The organism is Duncaniella sp. C9, assembly GCF_004803935.1.
GTDB classification, from domain to species: domain Bacteria; phylum Bacteroidota; class Bacteroidia; order Bacteroidales; family Muribaculaceae; genus Duncaniella; species Duncaniella muris.
Genome location: NZ_CP039547.1, coordinates 2130333 through 2147012 on the forward strand (window position 1 = coordinate 2130333; position 16680 = coordinate 2147012).

A 16680-nucleotide genomic window follows, 5' to 3' on the forward strand; every position below is an offset into this window, starting at 1 on the left:
TACCCGGACTAAACCAAACTGACATATCATACCACACCTATGATTTGCGGCTGATGTAAAATCCTATTTAATTGGATGTAATGTTTTGTGTAATTGGAAATAAAACACTAACTTTGCACTGCTGAGAAAGGACAATTAAGCGTTTATTTTCCTTTTTTACTCATCGCGATATGAAACAAACAATTATCTCAAAGGTCAATCGCAGCAAGAAGGGCACCATCTTCTTGCCGGATAGCTTTTTGCCTATTGATACTCACTACGCCTCCAACATATTGTCAGAACTATGCAATGAAGGGAAGCTTGTCAGAGTTGCCACAGGGATATACGTTAAGCCAAAAGAATCACGATTTGGGCCCGTTATTCCGACGATAGGAGAAATAGCACAGACCATAGCAAAACGTGATGATGCGCAACTGTTGCCAACCGGAGCGACTGCTGAGAATTATCTCGGTTTTTCAACACAAGTTCCAATGAACTCCGTGTATCTTACATCAGGAACACCACGTAAAATAAAGATTGGCAAACGTACTCTGACTCTTAAACATAGTGTGCCATCGACATTTGCATATAAGGGCAAGATTATGCCGATATTAGTGCTTGCGCTAAAGTCTATCAAGCAATATAATGTTGATGATAATACTCTTGACGTAGTTTATGGCGTGTTGAAAGAAAGCCCGGAGGAAGAGACATGGCAAGAAGATATAGCTCGTGCTCCGCGCTGGATTAGAAAAATTATTATCGAAACAAAGGATAAAATCAAACGAAATGAGCAGATGGATTGATGCCTCGGATGCTGACCGTCAACAGTCGGCATATATTATAGCAAATGAAAAGAACATCAGCGTGGGTGCGGTTGAAAAGGACTGGTGGGTTACTGCCATTTTGAAGGTTCTGTTTTCCCTTTCCCCGGCAAAGTATATGTTCTTCAAAGGTGGAACAAGTCTCAGCAAAGGCTGGAACCTGATTGACCGCTTTTCGGAAGACATCGACATAGCCCTCTATCGTGATTTCTATCTCAATGAACTTGGTAAGGATTGCGCTAAAGCTGCAACTAACAATCAGGTGAAGAATCTCCGCATTGTCAATCGTGATTATATACTTGGCGAGTTCGCAAAGGAATTGGAATCGAAACTTATAGAATCCGGTTTAGGCGAATGCAAGGTAGTACCGATAACCACAAAGAAGGACGGTTCGCCAATCGACCACGACAGCGATCCGGTAATCATAGAGATTCACTATCCGGTCAAAGTTGACTCTGATGCGTATGTGCGTCCCGTAGTCAAGATTGAGATAAGTTGTCTTTCGATGAAAGAACCGTTTGAAGTCAAGCGCATATCATCACTCGTTGGCAATGCTTTCCCGGAGATTGACGGTGAGACATTTGCCGAAATACCGACCATAACACCGACACGCACATTCCTTGAAAAAGCCTTTCTGCTCAATGAGGAATACCAGCGTCGTTCACCTCGCTCCGACCGCATGAGCCGCCATCTTTATGATTTGGAGCGACTGATGGACACTGCTTTTGCAGAAGCCGCACTCTCCGACATGGAATTATATCAGGAAATCATCGCCCATCGCCAACGATTCTATCATGTCGGCGGTGTAAACTACGAGCTTAACCATCCGTCAACCATCGCATTCTGTCCGACTGGCGAATTGCGCGACAAAATGCGCCTTGACTACGAAACAATGAAAACCTCCATGATTTACGGGGAGAAGCTGTCGTTTGATGCACTAATTGACCGGCTCGAACAATTGGAAAATCGTTTCCGCTCAATGCCCATGTAACCTATGAGGACAACAACACTCACGCCCAACCTTCTTTTTGCTGAGTATTTCCATATAAGTTTAGGTTTGGTTGGGCATATATAAAGCCCGAACCAAACCAAACTATTGTAGCGGGGATGTTTCTCCGCGTCAGAGGGAGCGGAGCATTTTGTCGATGCACTTTTTCTTTTGCTCAGCGCCCGGATGGACGTAAAGGTTGAGAGTTGTGGCGATGTCGGCATGGCCGAGTATGACGCTGACCGTTTTGTAATCGCAGTTGCTTTCGATGCAGCGTGTGGCGAAACTATGGCGTAGTCCGTGAAATTTCAGCGGGGGTATGCCGAGCTGTTTCATCAGCTTCATGTAGTAGTTGCGGTAGGTACGCGGCTCAATGGGCTGCGGCTCGTTGCTTATGACGTAGTATTCGTTGTTGACGACCTTCTTAAAGGGTCGTATCATTGTCATCAGGGGCTTGTTGAGCGGTATTTCGCGGGCGGAGTTTGCGGTCTTGGGAGTATTGACGACGATTTGAGTGTGTTTGGTGCCGTCATCTTCGAGAACATAGATTCTCTCCACCGTGCGTTGCACAGTCAGCATTGAGCGTTCAATGTCGAGATCGCACCATTTCAAGCCGCATACCTCCCCGATGCGTAGCCCGGTCGTAAGGCAGACGTATATGCCGAGATTGCGGAATGTGAAGTTCTGGCTGATGTAGTCCAGAATTTTGCGGTGGTTTGCGGCTGTCAGGACTTCTAAGCCTTGCTTTTCGGGAGCGGTCGGATATTTGATGTCCCACTCGCAGTGTTGGAGATAGCCGTGCTTTTCGCCGAAGCGAACTATCATTTTCAGGACTATGAGTATGTCCTTGACGTACTTCTGACTCAGACCGGAGTTAAGTCGGTCGATTACAAACGACTGCACATCCGCTTCGGTCAAGGCGTAAAGATTCCCGAATGTCGGGATTATTTGATTCTCTACGATTAGGGCGTAGGCTGAGTATGTGGATTGCTTCACATACTGTCGCTTGTCCTTTTTCCAAAGGACAGCGAGATCTTTGATTGTGATTTTTTCTTTTTCCATATTCGTTGAAATGAATTGATTAGGATAATTAAAGAAAATATCGCATCAATTCGCCCGTTTTGCGCTTCCCCGGCTTCACCGAGCCGTGGAAAAAGTGTCGACTGGGTGACTATATACGCATTTTTAGCGGAGAAAGCCCCAATTGTGTTAGTTCAAAATTTGGAATAATACCATATTACAAGGTTGAACAACTAAATTGGTGTGAGAAATATTTAGGAGAAACTCCATATCTGAGCCAACGAGGAAAGAATATTTTACCAGAAGGCTGTGTCGTTTTCTCTAAAAGAGGTGCCGCAATCCTAACCAACAAGGTCAGAATGAATCTCTTCCCGATTAATATTGATACCAATTTGATGGGAATTAAAGCAGATAATTCGTTTATCTCAGATCAATATTTGTTTTATTTCATTCTCCGAGCAAGATTAAGTCGAATTGCGGATACCTCAACTATTCCTCAAATCAATAATATTCATATTAATCCCATCACTATACATGTTCCATCTTTAGAAGAGCAAGAAAAAATAACTCGGTCCTTGGGACTACTCGATGAGCGCATAGCTACCCAAAGGAGGCTGATTGAGGATTTTATATCTTTGCGTAGAGCATTACTACAAAACGCAATATCAAGAGGCTTATCCAAGAAGTCGTGGAAGTTGACCTCATTAAGTGACATTCTGACCGAGCGCGGCGAAAAAAACTCTGCGGGATACAATGTTTGCTCGGTATCGGTTTCTGAGGGAGTTGTAAATCAGATAGAATATCTTGGTCGCTCATTTGCTGCAAAAGAGACAGGACATTATAATGTTGCTCGCTATGGGGATATTATATATACCAAAAGCCCGACCGGGAGTTTCCCTTATGGAATAGTCAAACGCAACACTCAGAAATTACCGGCAGCTATTTCCCCATTATATGGGGTATTTGTTCCTAAATATGATTGGATTGGTATATTGCTGGGTTACTACTTTGAGAGCGAGGTAAATACTTTTAACTATCTTCATCCTATAATTCAGAAAGGTGCGAAAAACACAATCAACATCACAAACAGTGGATTCTTAGCAAACAGCGTCCCTCTGCCAACCGATGAAAGCGAGGCATTAACCCTCGCTAAATGCTTGGATACAATTAGCGACAAGATTATTCTTGAAAAGTCCATATTGACCCATTACACAGAGCAACGAGAATATTTGTTATCCAAGATGTTCGTGTGACATAGATTGAGGATATATTTCAATCAATGTCCTCAATAAATGAAACGCTATATGAAACATTGACCACGGATTGCAAAACGTCATTCAATGAAATTGGCATTGATTATGGAGGTTTGACCGGGAAATCCGCTGAAGATTTTGGCTATGGAAAGCCTTTTATCTCATATCTGAACGTATATCAGAATCAAGTGATAACCGATTACAATTTTGATAATGTGGAGATTAGAGACGGAGAGAATCAGAATAAGGTACGCACGGGCGATTTACTGTTTACCCTGTCGTCGGAAACGCCCGAAGAAATTGGCTATTCCGCTGTATATATGGGGAATGCTAAAGAACTATACTTGAATAGTTTTTGTTTTGGCATACATATTCAAGAGTCTGAAATGGTGTATCCCCCTTATATGGGATACTTTACTTCAACGACTTATTTCCGTAGGAAGATAATCCCCTATGCACAAGGCAGCACTCGCTTCAATTTACATAAGCCATCGTTGATGAATATAAAATTCTCACTTCCCGCAAAAGAATATCAAATAAAGATCTTCAATACTCTCCAGTTGTTAACCGACAAAATATCGACAGAAATAGAATTGCATAACAGATATATTCAACAGAGAATCTATCTGCTATCGAAGATGTTTATATGAGCATCTTTGATAGAAGGTAGCCTTTCTGACTTTCATATCTTTGTAATATTGTTCTCTCGCATTCTATCTTTATCAAAACGGCTCTAATAGTGGCTGCTATATCTCTTTGCTCATCAAGCGATGGCAAAGGTATTAGCATATTAAAGAAATCTTTTATCGAGACATTCAGCAGTCCGTGATTTCTTGCTCCTTCAACAACAATTTCTGCAATATCTTTGTGCCATTTCTTTGACTCAAAGTAAAACAAAAGATAATCTGAGTCAATGAGTTTTTCTTTTGGCTGGAAGCAGATATAGAGGGGAGACAATACACCTGATTCATATTTGTCCAACCTTTTTACTGCGCCCCAAATATAATCACCTGAATAACTTTTATTGTATGCGAAATCGCCCTTTTTAAGAATATAATAATTGCTTAGATTCTCACTTGCAACTACTTTGTTGAAGAATGAACATTGATCAATCAGTCCATATTGAGCTGCGATTGTAAGAATACGGTTTGATTCAATAGTGGTATTTCTCCTTGTTATGCGTGTGCAAATATCACCAAGTTGACATACTGACCAGTTATCAACATATTTCTTATTGATTCTCTGACGAGGGACATTTTCTCTTGGTGAGCAGTATACTTCTTCAACAATTGAGGACTTTAGTTTTTCCAAATCCTCAATCAGCCTCCTTTGAGTTGCAATGCGCTCGTCAAGGAGTTGTAAAAAATATGCGATTTTTGATTGTTCATCAATTGAAGGAATAGAGACCACGAGCGATTTCAAGGATTCTTTATAGAGATGGACAACGGAAACACCTTGGGCTAATTTGGCGATCTCCCGCTTGCGTACCCCATTTAGTTGATAGCACAAAAAAGAACCACTATCATTATTCAATCGAATAATATTTAAGTCTCCCCCTAAGAAAACATCATTTTTGAGGACACATCGTGCAGTGGCAATATCTTCGGCAGTTTCGCCTGAGGATGGGATTATGACATCATTTGCCACACTTTTAATCAGGCTGTCTTCTGGTAAATTCGTCCTACTGATAACGTTTGTGATATTTGTGGCAGTATACGTGGTATATAGTTCTCCATATAGAATGCATGGTTTCCCGTTCTCATTCCTTTGGTCTTTAGATATACCTGCACCTTTACTGAATGTCGCGATTTTCCCTAATCGAATTCTTCTCCACGGTTCGGTGAATCCGGGGAAGCGCAGGGAGGGTGCGGATGTGGAAACGGGCGAATTGGAGTTTTTATTGTTTTCAGTGTCAGTCATCGGGATTTTCAATCTTTACTGTTCAACATTAAGGATTCTTATTCCACGATTCCAAGTTCGCGGAGATACACTTCGATTTGCGCGTCGAGTTCAGAGCGTTTCGCTTCAAGCTCTTTGATGTCTGCCATTACTGCCTTGATGTCGATTTCTTCCTCTTCCTCGAATGTATCTACATAGCGGGGAATGTTGAGGTTATAATCGTTGTCGGCTATCTCCTTAAGCGAAGCCAGATGGCTGTATTTTTCGATTTCAGTACGATTGCGATAGGTATCTACAATCTTCTGTATGTGTTCGGGGCGCAGTTTGTTTTGCGTCTTAACCTTCTCAAACTCCCGGCTTGCATCAATAAAGAGAATGGAGTCATCCTCCTTGCGGCATTTCTTGGCTACGATGATGCAGGTTGGTATTCCCGTGCCGTAGAAGATGTTTGGTGGCAAACCGATAATAGCGTCAATGTAGTTCTTGTTCTCAATGAGATAACGGCGTATCTTACCCTCGGCATTACCACGGAATAGTACGCCGTGGGGAGCTACACAGGCGAGTGTACCGCCCTCATTGAGATGATGAATCATGTGCAGGATGAAAGCGTAGTCCGCTTTCGATTTCGGAGCCAATGCCCCTGCCTTGCTGAAACGGTCGTCAGAGTTGAATTTCTCCGCCGCGCTCCATTGTGCCGAGAAAGGAGGATTTGCAACCACGGCATCAAACTCTCTGTCGGGGAAAGCATCAGCTTCGAGGGTGTCACCGTTTTCTATGGTGAAATCCTTGTACTTGACACCATGAAGGAGCATATTCATACGGGCAAGATTGAATGTGGTGGGGTTTTTCTCTTGTCCATAAATGGTGTCGGCATTGCCGTTGCGTGCTGTGCGCAGAAGAAGGGAGCCGGAACCGCAAGTAGGGTCATATACATCGCGCAGACGTGTCTTTCCAGTGGTCACTACCTCGGCGAGAATCTGACTAACCTCCTGAGGAGTGTAAAACTCACCGGCTTTTTTACCGGCACCGGCAGCAAACTGACCGATCATATACTCGTATGCATCGCCGAGAATGTCGATGTCGGAAGCCTCGTTAAGTCCGAAGTCTATGCCGTTGAGGGCTACAAGCACGTTGGAAATTAGTGTATTCTTATCATCGGCAGACTTTCCCAACTTAGGCGAAGCGAGGTCAATGTCGGAGAAAAGACCGCCAAAATCCTCATTGCTGTCCTGACCTACGGTGCTGTCCTCTATTTTCTTCAGCGAGCGTTCAAGTTGAGGCAGGATGTTCTCTCTGCGGTCAACCGCCTCGATAATGCTTGAGAAAAGGAACTCCGGCTCAAGGAAGTATCCGAGGTTGCTTAGACACTCGTCTTTTATGTCGGCTTTCAACTCGGCATCGTCGCTTGCCCAAGCATTCTTGAATGTAACACCGTCCTCCGACAATATGTCATCGGCATACATCTCAATCTTCTCGGACAAGTATTTGTAGAATATGAATCCGAGGGTGAAATACATAAAGTCGCTCGCCGACATATTGCCGCGAAGGTTGTTTGCCACAGTCCAAAGCTGACTGCGAAGCTGCTGCTGGAGTTCCTCGCTCATATATTATTCCCAGTTGTAGATTTCTATTATTTTACGAAGTTTTTGAAGAATACGGTTGAATACGCTGCGGCGTTGTTTCAGACCGAGTTTCTTTTTCTTTATGGCATCCTGAAGTATCTCGTCCTTCTCACGGTGGAGATAGTCGTATTCCTCCATGAACTTATGAAGTGCCGTCTGGTCGATTTCTTCCTCCGCAGCAAGTTGCTCTACGGCACGGTCTTTTGCTCTGCGTACATAATCCACCAGTCGTGATTCAAGATCTATTGTGCCGTCAGCCTTAGACCGCCGGAACTCATCCTGATTGGCATCGACATTCTCGCTGATGAAACCGTCGATAAGCTCAGCCTTGCTGCGCATCTCGGCATCACGAATCATCGTGTCAAGAATCTCACGGCGTTTTTCAGAGTAATCATCGCTTGCCGGGTCAAGGTCGTGAATCAGCGCGAGGATGTATGCCACGTTGATTACGTCGCTGTGTAGCAGTTCAAGACAAAAGTCAATATCTTCAAGTGTCGTTTCCGGTTCGGCGCCATAAGCGGCAGCGGGTTCAGCGGCAACCTTTGCCGGTTTTGAACCGAAATTCTGTGCTATGTCAAGATACTTGCTGCGGAAGTCCTGAAACTCCTGCTCAGTCATTATGAAAGATATATCCGAAGGCGAATATTCCTCATAAATCTGCATTTCAGCGTGTTTCTTGATTATGTCGCGGAAAGCAAGGACAAACGCCACTTTGTCGTTCTCACTTTCAAGATTGTCTATCTCATCAACATTCGGATACTTAGACAGGAACTGTTCGGTTTTTTCAATGTACTCGCGCTTGACATCCTTGAACGGCGGACGCACTATATCTTCGATAGGATTATTGTCGGAGAACAGCTTTATAGACGCATCCACGTTGCTTTTGAGGTCGCGGAAGCAGATCACCTTTCCGAATCTCTTTTTCTCGTTCAGTACACGATTCGTGCGACTGAAAGCCTGCAACAGACCATGATATTCAAGATTTTTATCAACATAGAGAGTGTTGAGCTTCTTGGCATCGAAACCCGTAAGGAACATCCCGACGACGAGCAACAAGTCCAAAGGCTTCATCTTCGGGTCTTTCTTTTTCATTCTCTTGTTGATGTCGTCATAGTAGAGTCCGAAGTTTTCTACCGAATGGGATGTGCCGAAGGTTTTGTTGTAGTCATCTATGATTTCCTGCATCTCATCGGCGGCGACTTTCGGATTTGCGAAACCCCGGTTCATGCCGGTGGCTTCATCATCCTGACTGCCGTTTGCTGCGTAAGTGAATATCGCACCGATTTTGATGTCTGGATTCAATCCCTTAAAAATCTTGTAGTAACGCAAAAGCATCGGCACTGACTGAACGGCAAACAGAGCGTTGTACTCGCCATCAAAAGTGGACTTATTGAAGTTGTTGAGGATAAACCGTGCGACTTCGCGCATACGGCTATCGCTTTCAAGATCAAGGTCTGCGTTGCCGGTGTAATATTCAACGAGAAAGCCCAGTACATTGTCATCGGCGATAGCATCTTTAATCAGATACTTGTGCAGGCAATTACCGAAGATTTCTTTGGTTGTGCGGTCATTCTTTGAGTTTTCGACGAATATCGGAGTGCCGGTGAAGCCGAATATCTGAAGGTTGTTAAAGAAGTGGACAATATTTTTGTGACTTTCTCCAAAATGGCTTCGGTGGCACTCATCAAAAATCATCACGACCTTTTTATCGCGCACATCTTGAAGATGACGGTTGTAATAGTCTTTGGTGACTGCGCAATTCAGCTTTTGAATAGTGGTGATTATTATCTTCTTATCACTTCCGAGACGCTGTATAAGTTCCTTAGTACTGTCAGTGCCATCCACAGCTCCCGGCTCAAAGGCTTCATATTCCGCCTGTGTCTGAGTGTCGAGGTCGTGCCTGTCAACGACAAAAAGCACCTTGTCTATTTCATCAATTTCAGAAACAAGCTGTGCGGCTTTGAATGAGGTTAACGTCTTTCCCGCTCCGGTTGTGTGCCAGATATAGCCGTTATCATTGCTGTTGACCACACGGTTGAGGATTTCCTCAACGGCATAATATTGATATGGGCGCAAAACCATCATACATTTATCGCCTTCGTGAAGTACGATGTACTTGCTGATAATTTTGCCGAGTGTGCATGGGTCGAAGAATTCAGCCGCGAAAAGACTTAGTTGGTTGAACGGATTGTTCTTCCGATCAGTCCAGTTAAACGTGAACTTGTAACCACTATTAGGGTTATTGGCAAAATAGCGGGTGTTCACGCCGTTGGAAATCACGAAAATCTGAATATAGTTGAACAGACCGTGGAATGATGTCTTGTGGTAGCGTTGAACCTGATTGTATGCTTGTTTTAATTCAACACCACGTTTCTTCAACTCAATCTGCACCAATGGCAGACCGTTAATCAGAATGGTAACATCATAACGGCACTGACGACGGCCTTCTAAAGTTATCTGGTTGGAAACTTGAAATTCATTCTGACACCATTTATGACGATTAAGAAATTCAAGCCATACGCGCTGTCCGTTGTCAAGTTCCAAAGGAAGCAAATCCCGCAGTTTTTTGGCTTTCTCAAACGTGGTGCCACCTTCAAGATAGAGCATGACCTTATTGAACTCATTGTCCGTAAGTTCCGTTCTGCCATGTTGCGCAAGTTCCTTGGCATTGTGTTTTTCCAACTGTCGTTTGAAATTTGATATAAGGTTAGTCTCCTCATGGATTTCAACGTATTCATACGCCATATCCGTGAGAGTCTTTATCAAACCTTTTTCCAGTGCATCTTCGCTTTGAGTAAGTGCCATTTATAAAAACAAAAACTCCGTTTGCAGTTTTCTGAAAGGTTGACCGAACCTGTAACGACTGCATTGGAGTTTTAAAATATGGTTGGTTTTGGCGGCATCGCTGCCTTTGGGATTAAACCGTTTCGGCCATCTTCAGAAGTTTAAGGTTACTATATTGCAATGATTCGGTAAAAATTACAGAAGTAGTTGAAACTTAAGTTAATATAACGAATTGTCAAATACAAATGAATCGCCAAAGCGTTCATTATAAAAATCTTAGCGTATGAACGTATTGACGATTCTCAAAGACTTCACCTTTCGGTGTAAGTCGGTATTTGAAAATACTACAACCAAGATGAGCAAAAGGTTCCTCAACTGGCTGATTTTAACAATACGCACTGTGGCGTTGATTCCGGGCAAAGTCAATTTTACCCGGCTGTCGCGCTATGGCGGTCGTACAGCCAAGACCTTTGCCTCCAATTTCAAGACACCCGTAGACTGGATGAAAGTCAACATAGGTATGGCACAGGATTGTTTTGGACCGTCCGATGACATGGCAGTGGCAATCGATCCGTCGTTTATCTCCAAATCCGGCAGCCTGACGTATGGCATAGGCCGTTTCTGGTCAGGGGTGGCACAACGTGTCAAACGCGGTCTGGAGATAATGGCGATCGGGGCAATAAGCCTGAGTAAACATACATGTGTGATGCTCGGTGCTGTTCAGTCACCGAACTTCAGGACTCTTGAATCTGAGAAACAAATGTCAATGCTTGACTGGTATGTGGCACTTGTCAGGTCAAAGGCGACAGAGCTGCTCTCACTGACGGATATTCTGGTTGCCGATGCCTTTTTCTCCAAATATGAATTTGTGAATGAAGTGGTTGGCATGGGCTTCCGGTTTGTCGGGAGATTACGTGCCAACTCATATCTGAGGTATCTGGCCATGCCGGATTCCTCCGCCCCGCGAAGACGCGGCAGAAAGAAAAAGTATGGAGAGAAAGTGGATTTCTCCAGCCTTGATATGTCCGTGTTCACTTCATTCATATATGAGGATTCCAAAGGAAACAAAACCCGATGTCACACGGCGGTCGTACACTCGAGGGCATTGAAACGCGACATCCGTATCGTGGTCTGTCCGGTTGAAAACGGAGAGCCTCTCCTGTACTTCTCCACCGACACCGACATGAGGCCTGAAAAGATCATCGGTTTCTACCGCACCCGCTTCCAGATTGAGTTCGGCATACGCGATGCCAAACAGTTCACAGGACTCCAGTCTCAGCAGACCCGGGACAGGGATCGGCTTGACTTTGCGTTCAATCTTTCCTTCACTGCCCTCAATGTCTGCAAAGAGGTCATAAGGAAAGATTATCCGGGTCTTTCGTTAGCGCAGTTCAAACGGCTTATGTTTGAATCTTATCTCGCCTCAACAATTATTTCGACTTGCGGAAAATCTCCGCATCTCAAAATAATTCAGAAAATAAATCATCGGTTGGCTCAGTTAGCGGCTTAGCCAAGGCTGAACAACCTCAAATTTTACCGAATCATTGATATTGCAAAATTAGCGAAAATTTCTGAGATGGCAATTGAATATGCTGATAAACATATACGATACAGCTATACTCATCCATCTCTGAGTCCATTAAGGAGATTAGATGAGAGACGCCGCCGAGGTCTGCTTCCCTCGGCGGCGTTGGGTTTAGTGTAGTTTGGGCCCTTGTCGGCGGCGTTTGGCTTTTTGTTCTTCACGATAGCGATGAAGGGCCTCTTCAATGGTAAGTCCGGGATGGCGGCTCATCCACAGTTTGAAATCATCGGGTAAAACGCCTCCATTAGCAAAACCTTCTTGCATCTGCGAGGTTCCTGAGGATGGAACTTGGGATAACCGAGTGCCATAGTTTTGCGACTGGGATGCGGATTGGCCGACTAAATCCGGATTCGATGAATAGACTCCCGGAGTCATGCGCTGTGGGTTGAATTTTATCCACACAGTAGGCATATCTCCCTGACATCCGTCAACTCGGATAGCTTTCCCCGCAACGTAATCATTCATTTGTTGTGTCGTAAGCCGCACACCTTTGTATGATGCGATAGGCACGATGGAGCCATCTGCATACATCCATTGAGACTGAGAATGTAGCGGTTTGTTGTTAGCCAGATGCTTGGATATATTGCCCAGACTGAATCGCCGGTCAATCTTTGATGCAGCGAAACGCTTGCCTTTTCTGGTGTACCATAGACCCTGCAATTCGCTGGTGCCACGCTTGTATTTGTATTCTATGCCGACACCAGCCGCCTTTAAGCGAGTCTCGAATTGCTCGAAAGTATGGACTGATTTATCGTTCCATACAGCGTCAACGGCATTGAAAATCTCATATCGTATCTTTTCCGTGCCACGCAATTTATTGACATTAGTCTGCTTTTTACCCTCGGAAATGTGCAGTCCATATTCCTTTGTCAAGTCAAGACAGGCTGCCTTGTTGCGACTGAAATCATTCTTATCGGAAATGGTTTCGGCGTGGTTATCTATTCGGCTGAACACGATATGACAGTGTGGATAATCTTTGTCGAGATGCCGGACAATGATGTATGGAGTATCCATGATGCCCATTTTCTTCATATATTTTTGGGCAATCTCTACCATAATCCGGTCATCAACTTTATCCTTGTCGTTGGCATGAAAGTTCAGGGAAATATGCCCGACCGGATTTTTCAAGTCCGGATTCAAGGCGAGATTATCTTCAAAAGAAGCGATAATTCCATTTCTCCCTTCCATCATAGATACATCTTTGCAGTCTATAAGACGCCATTCATTACAGGGCGTGCCGTCGGGATTATCCTTCTTTCGACGAGTGACGTAATCGACACAACCGCCGAAACTGCCGCCTTTTGTTATCTTGCCCATCATACGCTGTCCGGTGTATTACGATAGTTTTTTATCAGTGAAAGGACAAAATCCTTGCACTGAATTATCTCTCTGTATGTGCGGACAATCTGTTCCTCAGAGGCACCACCTTTTAGAATGGCACCGACAAATTTTGCCGTGCGGTTGAGATTTTCAGCGATTCCCTGAAGGTCGCGGATTGCCTTGACATCTCTTGGCGTGAGCCTTTCCACGACTTTACAGTGCAGTGCCGACTGCCGGATATATTCCGAGCGGTTGAGCCCTGCCGTGAGAGCTTTGTCCATCATTACCTGATATTGGTCTATGTCGAATTTCACCGGCACCATGATGGACTTTCGTTCATCAGCCGGGAGCTTGGGACGCCCTTTAGCGGGACGTAAATTGGATTTCTTCATTGGAAATTCTGTTTGAGGTTTGTGACCATCGGGAGCGGAGGGGAGCGAGTCGTTTGAGGATTACTTGTAATACGAAAACATAAACTCGCTCCCTCCGATTCCGAACCCCTACGATAGTTTCGAGGTGCACGAAACTACGAGGACTATTTAGCGGTCAAAATGTAGTTGCAATCACGCGCTCAGAGTTTGCGCCAGATTTCGATGTCTTCGGCATACTGTTTCAGATGCTCGGCGAGGATTGCGTTGGCGTAACTGCTGACGGTAGTGCCACGGCCACCGAGGATTCTGGAAACGCGCTCAAGCTGGTCCCATAGGTCGCCTTCGATGTTCAGGGCATGGCGGTTCACCAGCTTTGCAGGAGTGAGGAACGTTGCCTTGAACTCGGCGAAATCCGATTTGCGCTGCTGCCTGCCGATGCGCTGTTGCTTCGGTGGCTCGGTTACGGCAGTTGCCTCGGTTACTGGCTGTTCGTTGTCAAACAGATTGTCAGCGTTGGCAGGTGTGGTGCTGTTAACAGTGTTATCGCTGTTGACTGCGGGATTAGGGTTGGTGGAGTTATCTGATTTCATTGTGACTTCGGGGTTAAGGGTCGATACTTTGGATTTGGTTGCATCGGTCAACTCGGTTGACTTGGATGCGGTGGGTTTATTTGTTTTCATTGGAAAGTGTGTTTTTGGTGAAACTTCGATTGATAAGAAAATCATTCAAGTCGTTGAACTCGGAGTAGAGCGTGGAGCGGTCAATCATTGTTGAGCCATAAATGGCGGTCAACTCGGCGAGTGCTGTTTTCCCGGCATTGTCGTTGTCAAGGTAGCAGTTGATAGTAGTGTAACCTTTGAGAAAAGGCACAGCCTTGTTGACATTGACAACCGAGTTGAGTATGATTGTGTCGGCTCCACTGATGATGCCGAGTGTGAGTGCCGAGAGATAATCTATAAATCCCTCGAACACGGCACACTCTGCTGACGGGCCATCTCTCGCCCACGGCAAATATGAGATGTCCTTGCGTCTACGGCAACCTTTGAAATATCGGTTGCGCAGTTCCCAGCCTCCGCTGACGTTCTCAAATGCCACGGCAAAATAAAACTTGCCGTTGACGCTGTATTGAGCCTCCTTGCAGTTCGCCGTGGCGATGTGTGCCGGGATGCCACGCTCTTGGAGGTATGCGACAAGTGCGCGGTGTTCCAGTGGCACGACCTCAAACCGCTCCATACTCGGTGCTGAGTGTCGCGGAGCAAAAGAGGAAGCGATTGTCGGCACCGATGGTACCGGGTAGCTGTCAGCGATGCAACGCAGTATATGGCGCAGGTCTGTTGTCTGATACAACTCGGCTGCAAGGTCGATGATGTTGCCGCCTCTGCCAAGTCCGAAATCATACCAGCAGTTGAGCGCAGTCTCGACCTTGAATGACGGCGTATGTTCCTGTCGCAAAGGCGACTTATACCAGAGCCTTGTTCCTTTTCTCGCCGTAGGCTCATGTCCGATTCGGGACATGAAGGAGGCTAAAGGGATTGATTTAATCTCTTTGATCATGGGTTCTAAAATGTTTGGGTGAGATGGTTCTTGGTTTAGCGCCTATTATATATGCCCTTTTCTAAACCAAACCAATTTGGTGTTTCTCAATAGTAGAAATCAGGATTGTAGATATACTCGCGGTTCTCGTAACGAATCATACCTTTGTTGTCAAGAAAGGTCTTCAAGCCCTTTACCTTGTTGTTGGAATAGGAATGACCACAGGCGGCATATCCGCTTTTGAGTGCAGCCTCGAAGTTCCGGCAACCTTTTATCGGACCGTTGGCGAAGATTACGCCTAATGCCTCGCGATGCTGTTCCTCGGTCAACTCCTTGTATGGATAAGGGTCTTTGGCTTTCTTGCCCGGCTCGGAGAACACATACCCGCTTGCAATCTCAGGGAGTCCATAGTCATTGACGCGGAAGGCAAATGGATCGAACTCGGCGGCGCGGATCATGGCGGCGCAGACCTCCGACACGGTATCATCGGTTTTGCTGCGGCTAATTTGGAGGATTGTCTCTGCCTTGTTGTTCAGCTCGGTGCCGACATGACCACGGGCGTTGTCGTCGCTCTTGTTGAGATGCAGGACGGTGTGGATATGAATCTGGAACTTGTCTGTCCATTCCATCAGCTTGCCGATAAGGTCGGTCGATTCCTTGGCGCAGTTGATGTCGTACATAAGGTCGCGCACACCGTCGATGATTACAAGTCCGACACCGGGAGTGTTGATTATCGCCTGTTCGATTACTTCAAGGCGCAATGTGGGTGTTAGCTGGCGCAGAGCGGCGAACTTCAAATGTTCCGGATGGGTGTCGGTCGGGAGTTTCGCCAGGCGCAACGCACGTTCCATAACTTTCTGACAGTGATACGGACTTTGCTCGGTGTCAAAATAGAGGATTGTGCGCTTGTCATCGGGGAACTCTGCGGTGTAGCCCAATACTTTGCCGTTGACGAGTGATGCCCCGACAATCGCGGCGACATTGAATGTCTTTTTGCTCTTGGCTTTGCCGGTCGAAGCCGAGAAGTTGCCGAGTGTTCCGATAACGCTGCCGTTGGCGTACAGCACCTCCGGCGCAGTCTGAATCTCATCCGTGATTCTCAACTGCTTTTCCTCCCAAAGTCGGAGGATGTCCTCTTTCACTTCTTGCATCGGCGACCTCCCTTCTTTGATGACTGGATAAGATCGAGCGCAAGTTGTGCGTCGATAACGATTTTTCTACCCGTTTGAGTAATGGCATCTTTGATTACGCCACTGTTCTTGATACGGTGTGCAGTTGCTTTGCTGCACTGGAGAAGTTCGCAGAGACCTTCAATTCCATAGACGAGCCATCGCTTTGCTGTGATAGCTGCACCGTCTGGTTCGATGTTATCCTTGACATTACGGGAATCAAGTAATTCTAAAAGTTGTTCTCCGGTATACTGCCAGAGAGGAAGTTTGAGTAACTGGTCTTTTGTCATACGCAGTGTGGGTTTGAATTATACTTCCGCCCTCTGAGAGAGCGTA

15 protein-coding genes are annotated in these 16680 nt (G+C 45.5%); 5 read left to right on the forward strand and 10 right to left on the reverse strand.

Annotation, left to right across the window (positions count from 1 at the left end; genetic code table 11):
* Nucleotides 1-170 precede the first annotated feature (170 nt).
* Both E7745_RS08800 and E7745_RS08805 read left to right on the forward strand, forming a co-directional pair.
* A complete protein-coding gene (locus tag E7745_RS08800; protein WP_123615072.1) occupies nucleotides 171-782 on the forward strand; it encodes a DUF6088 family protein in 612 nt (203 codons plus the stop codon).
* Nucleotides 766-1791 carry a nucleotidyl transferase AbiEii/AbiGii toxin family protein gene (locus tag E7745_RS08805; RefSeq protein ID WP_123615071.1) on the forward strand — a complete coding sequence of 342 codons (1026 nt, stop codon included), beginning with the start codon at nucleotides 766-768 and terminating at the stop codon, nucleotides 1789-1791. The genes E7745_RS08800 and E7745_RS08805 overlap by 17 nt, the downstream gene beginning before the upstream one ends.
* Nucleotides 1792-1920: 129 nt before the next feature.
* On the opposite strand, the gene E7745_RS08810 is transcribed toward E7745_RS08805, so the two are convergent.
* Entirely contained in the window at nucleotides 1921-2850 is a 930-nt protein-coding gene (locus E7745_RS08810; RefSeq protein WP_123615070.1) for a site-specific integrase, read from the reverse strand.
* A gap of 59 nt (nucleotides 2851-2909) precedes the next feature.
* On the opposite strand from E7745_RS08810, the gene E7745_RS08815 reads away from it, so the two are divergent.
* Together E7745_RS08815 and E7745_RS08820 are read left to right on the forward strand one after the other, a co-directional pair.
* Nucleotides 2910-4061 (forward strand): restriction endonuclease subunit S, encoded by a 1152-nt coding sequence (locus tag E7745_RS08815; RefSeq protein WP_168182064.1) that lies wholly within the window; start codon nucleotides 2910-2912, stop codon nucleotides 4059-4061.
* A gap of 26 nt (nucleotides 4062-4087) precedes the next feature.
* Nucleotides 4088-4711, forward strand: coding sequence for a restriction endonuclease subunit S (locus tag E7745_RS08820; protein ID WP_136408674.1), 624 nt, complete (start codon nucleotides 4088-4090; stop codon nucleotides 4709-4711).
* Here E7745_RS08820 and E7745_RS08825 read toward each other — a convergent pair.
* From E7745_RS08825 to E7745_RS08835, 3 genes are read right to left on the reverse strand one after another with little or no spacing between them, the layout of a single operon-like run.
* Nucleotides 4704-5981, reverse strand: coding sequence for a restriction endonuclease subunit S (locus E7745_RS08825; protein ID WP_136408675.1), 1278 nt, complete (start codon nucleotides 5979-5981; stop codon nucleotides 4704-4706). The genes E7745_RS08820 and E7745_RS08825 overlap by 8 nt on opposite strands.
* A gap of 38 nt (nucleotides 5982-6019) precedes the next feature.
* The gene (locus tag E7745_RS08830) at nucleotides 6020-7564 is read right to left on the reverse strand and encodes a type I restriction-modification system subunit M (protein ID WP_123615066.1); all 1545 of its coding nucleotides are present in this window, start codon (nucleotides 7562-7564) and stop codon (nucleotides 6020-6022) included.
* A 3-nt stretch (nucleotides 7565-7567) separates the two neighbouring features.
* Complete coding sequence (locus tag E7745_RS08835) at nucleotides 7568-10387, reverse strand: type I restriction endonuclease subunit R (protein WP_123615065.1); 2820 nt, start codon at nucleotides 10385-10387, stop codon at nucleotides 7568-7570.
* A 262-nt stretch (nucleotides 10388-10649) separates the two neighbouring features.
* Between E7745_RS08835 and E7745_RS08840 the strand changes: the two genes are divergently transcribed.
* Nucleotides 10650-11876, forward strand: coding sequence for a transposase (locus E7745_RS08840; protein WP_136408189.1), 1227 nt, complete (start codon nucleotides 10650-10652; stop codon nucleotides 11874-11876).
* A gap of 186 nt (nucleotides 11877-12062) precedes the next feature.
* Here the strand turns inward: E7745_RS08840 and E7745_RS08845 are convergent, their stop codons facing one another.
* The 6 genes from E7745_RS08845 to E7745_RS08870 form a co-directional block, all read right to left on the reverse strand.
* The gene (locus E7745_RS08845) at nucleotides 12063-13271 is read right to left on the reverse strand and encodes a relaxase/mobilization nuclease domain-containing protein (protein WP_123615064.1); all 1209 of its coding nucleotides are present in this window, start codon (nucleotides 13269-13271) and stop codon (nucleotides 12063-12065) included.
* On the reverse strand, nucleotides 13268-13663 hold the full coding sequence (locus E7745_RS08850; RefSeq protein WP_123615063.1) for a hypothetical protein: 396 nt from the start codon (nucleotides 13661-13663) through the stop codon (nucleotides 13268-13270). The genes E7745_RS08845 and E7745_RS08850 overlap by 4 nt, the downstream gene beginning before the upstream one ends.
* Before the next feature lie 179 nt (nucleotides 13664-13842).
* A complete protein-coding gene (locus E7745_RS08855) occupies nucleotides 13843-14322 on the reverse strand; it encodes a DUF3408 domain-containing protein (RefSeq protein ID WP_168182066.1) in 480 nt (159 codons plus the stop codon).
* Complete coding sequence (locus E7745_RS08860; protein WP_168182069.1) at nucleotides 14309-15157, reverse strand: toprim domain-containing protein; 849 nt, start codon at nucleotides 15155-15157, stop codon at nucleotides 14309-14311. The genes E7745_RS08855 and E7745_RS08860 overlap by 14 nt, the downstream gene beginning before the upstream one ends.
* 125 nt (nucleotides 15158-15282) lie before the next feature.
* Nucleotides 15283-16326, reverse strand: a complete 1044-nt coding sequence (locus E7745_RS08865; RefSeq protein WP_123615060.1) for an AAA family ATPase — start codon at nucleotides 16324-16326, stop codon at nucleotides 15283-15285.
* Complete coding sequence (locus E7745_RS08870) at nucleotides 16314-16634, reverse strand: DUF3853 family protein (RefSeq protein WP_123399146.1); 321 nt, start codon at nucleotides 16632-16634, stop codon at nucleotides 16314-16316. Before E7745_RS08870 ends, E7745_RS08865 begins: the two co-directional genes overlap by 13 nt.
* Nucleotides 16635-16680: the final 46 nt, after the last annotated feature.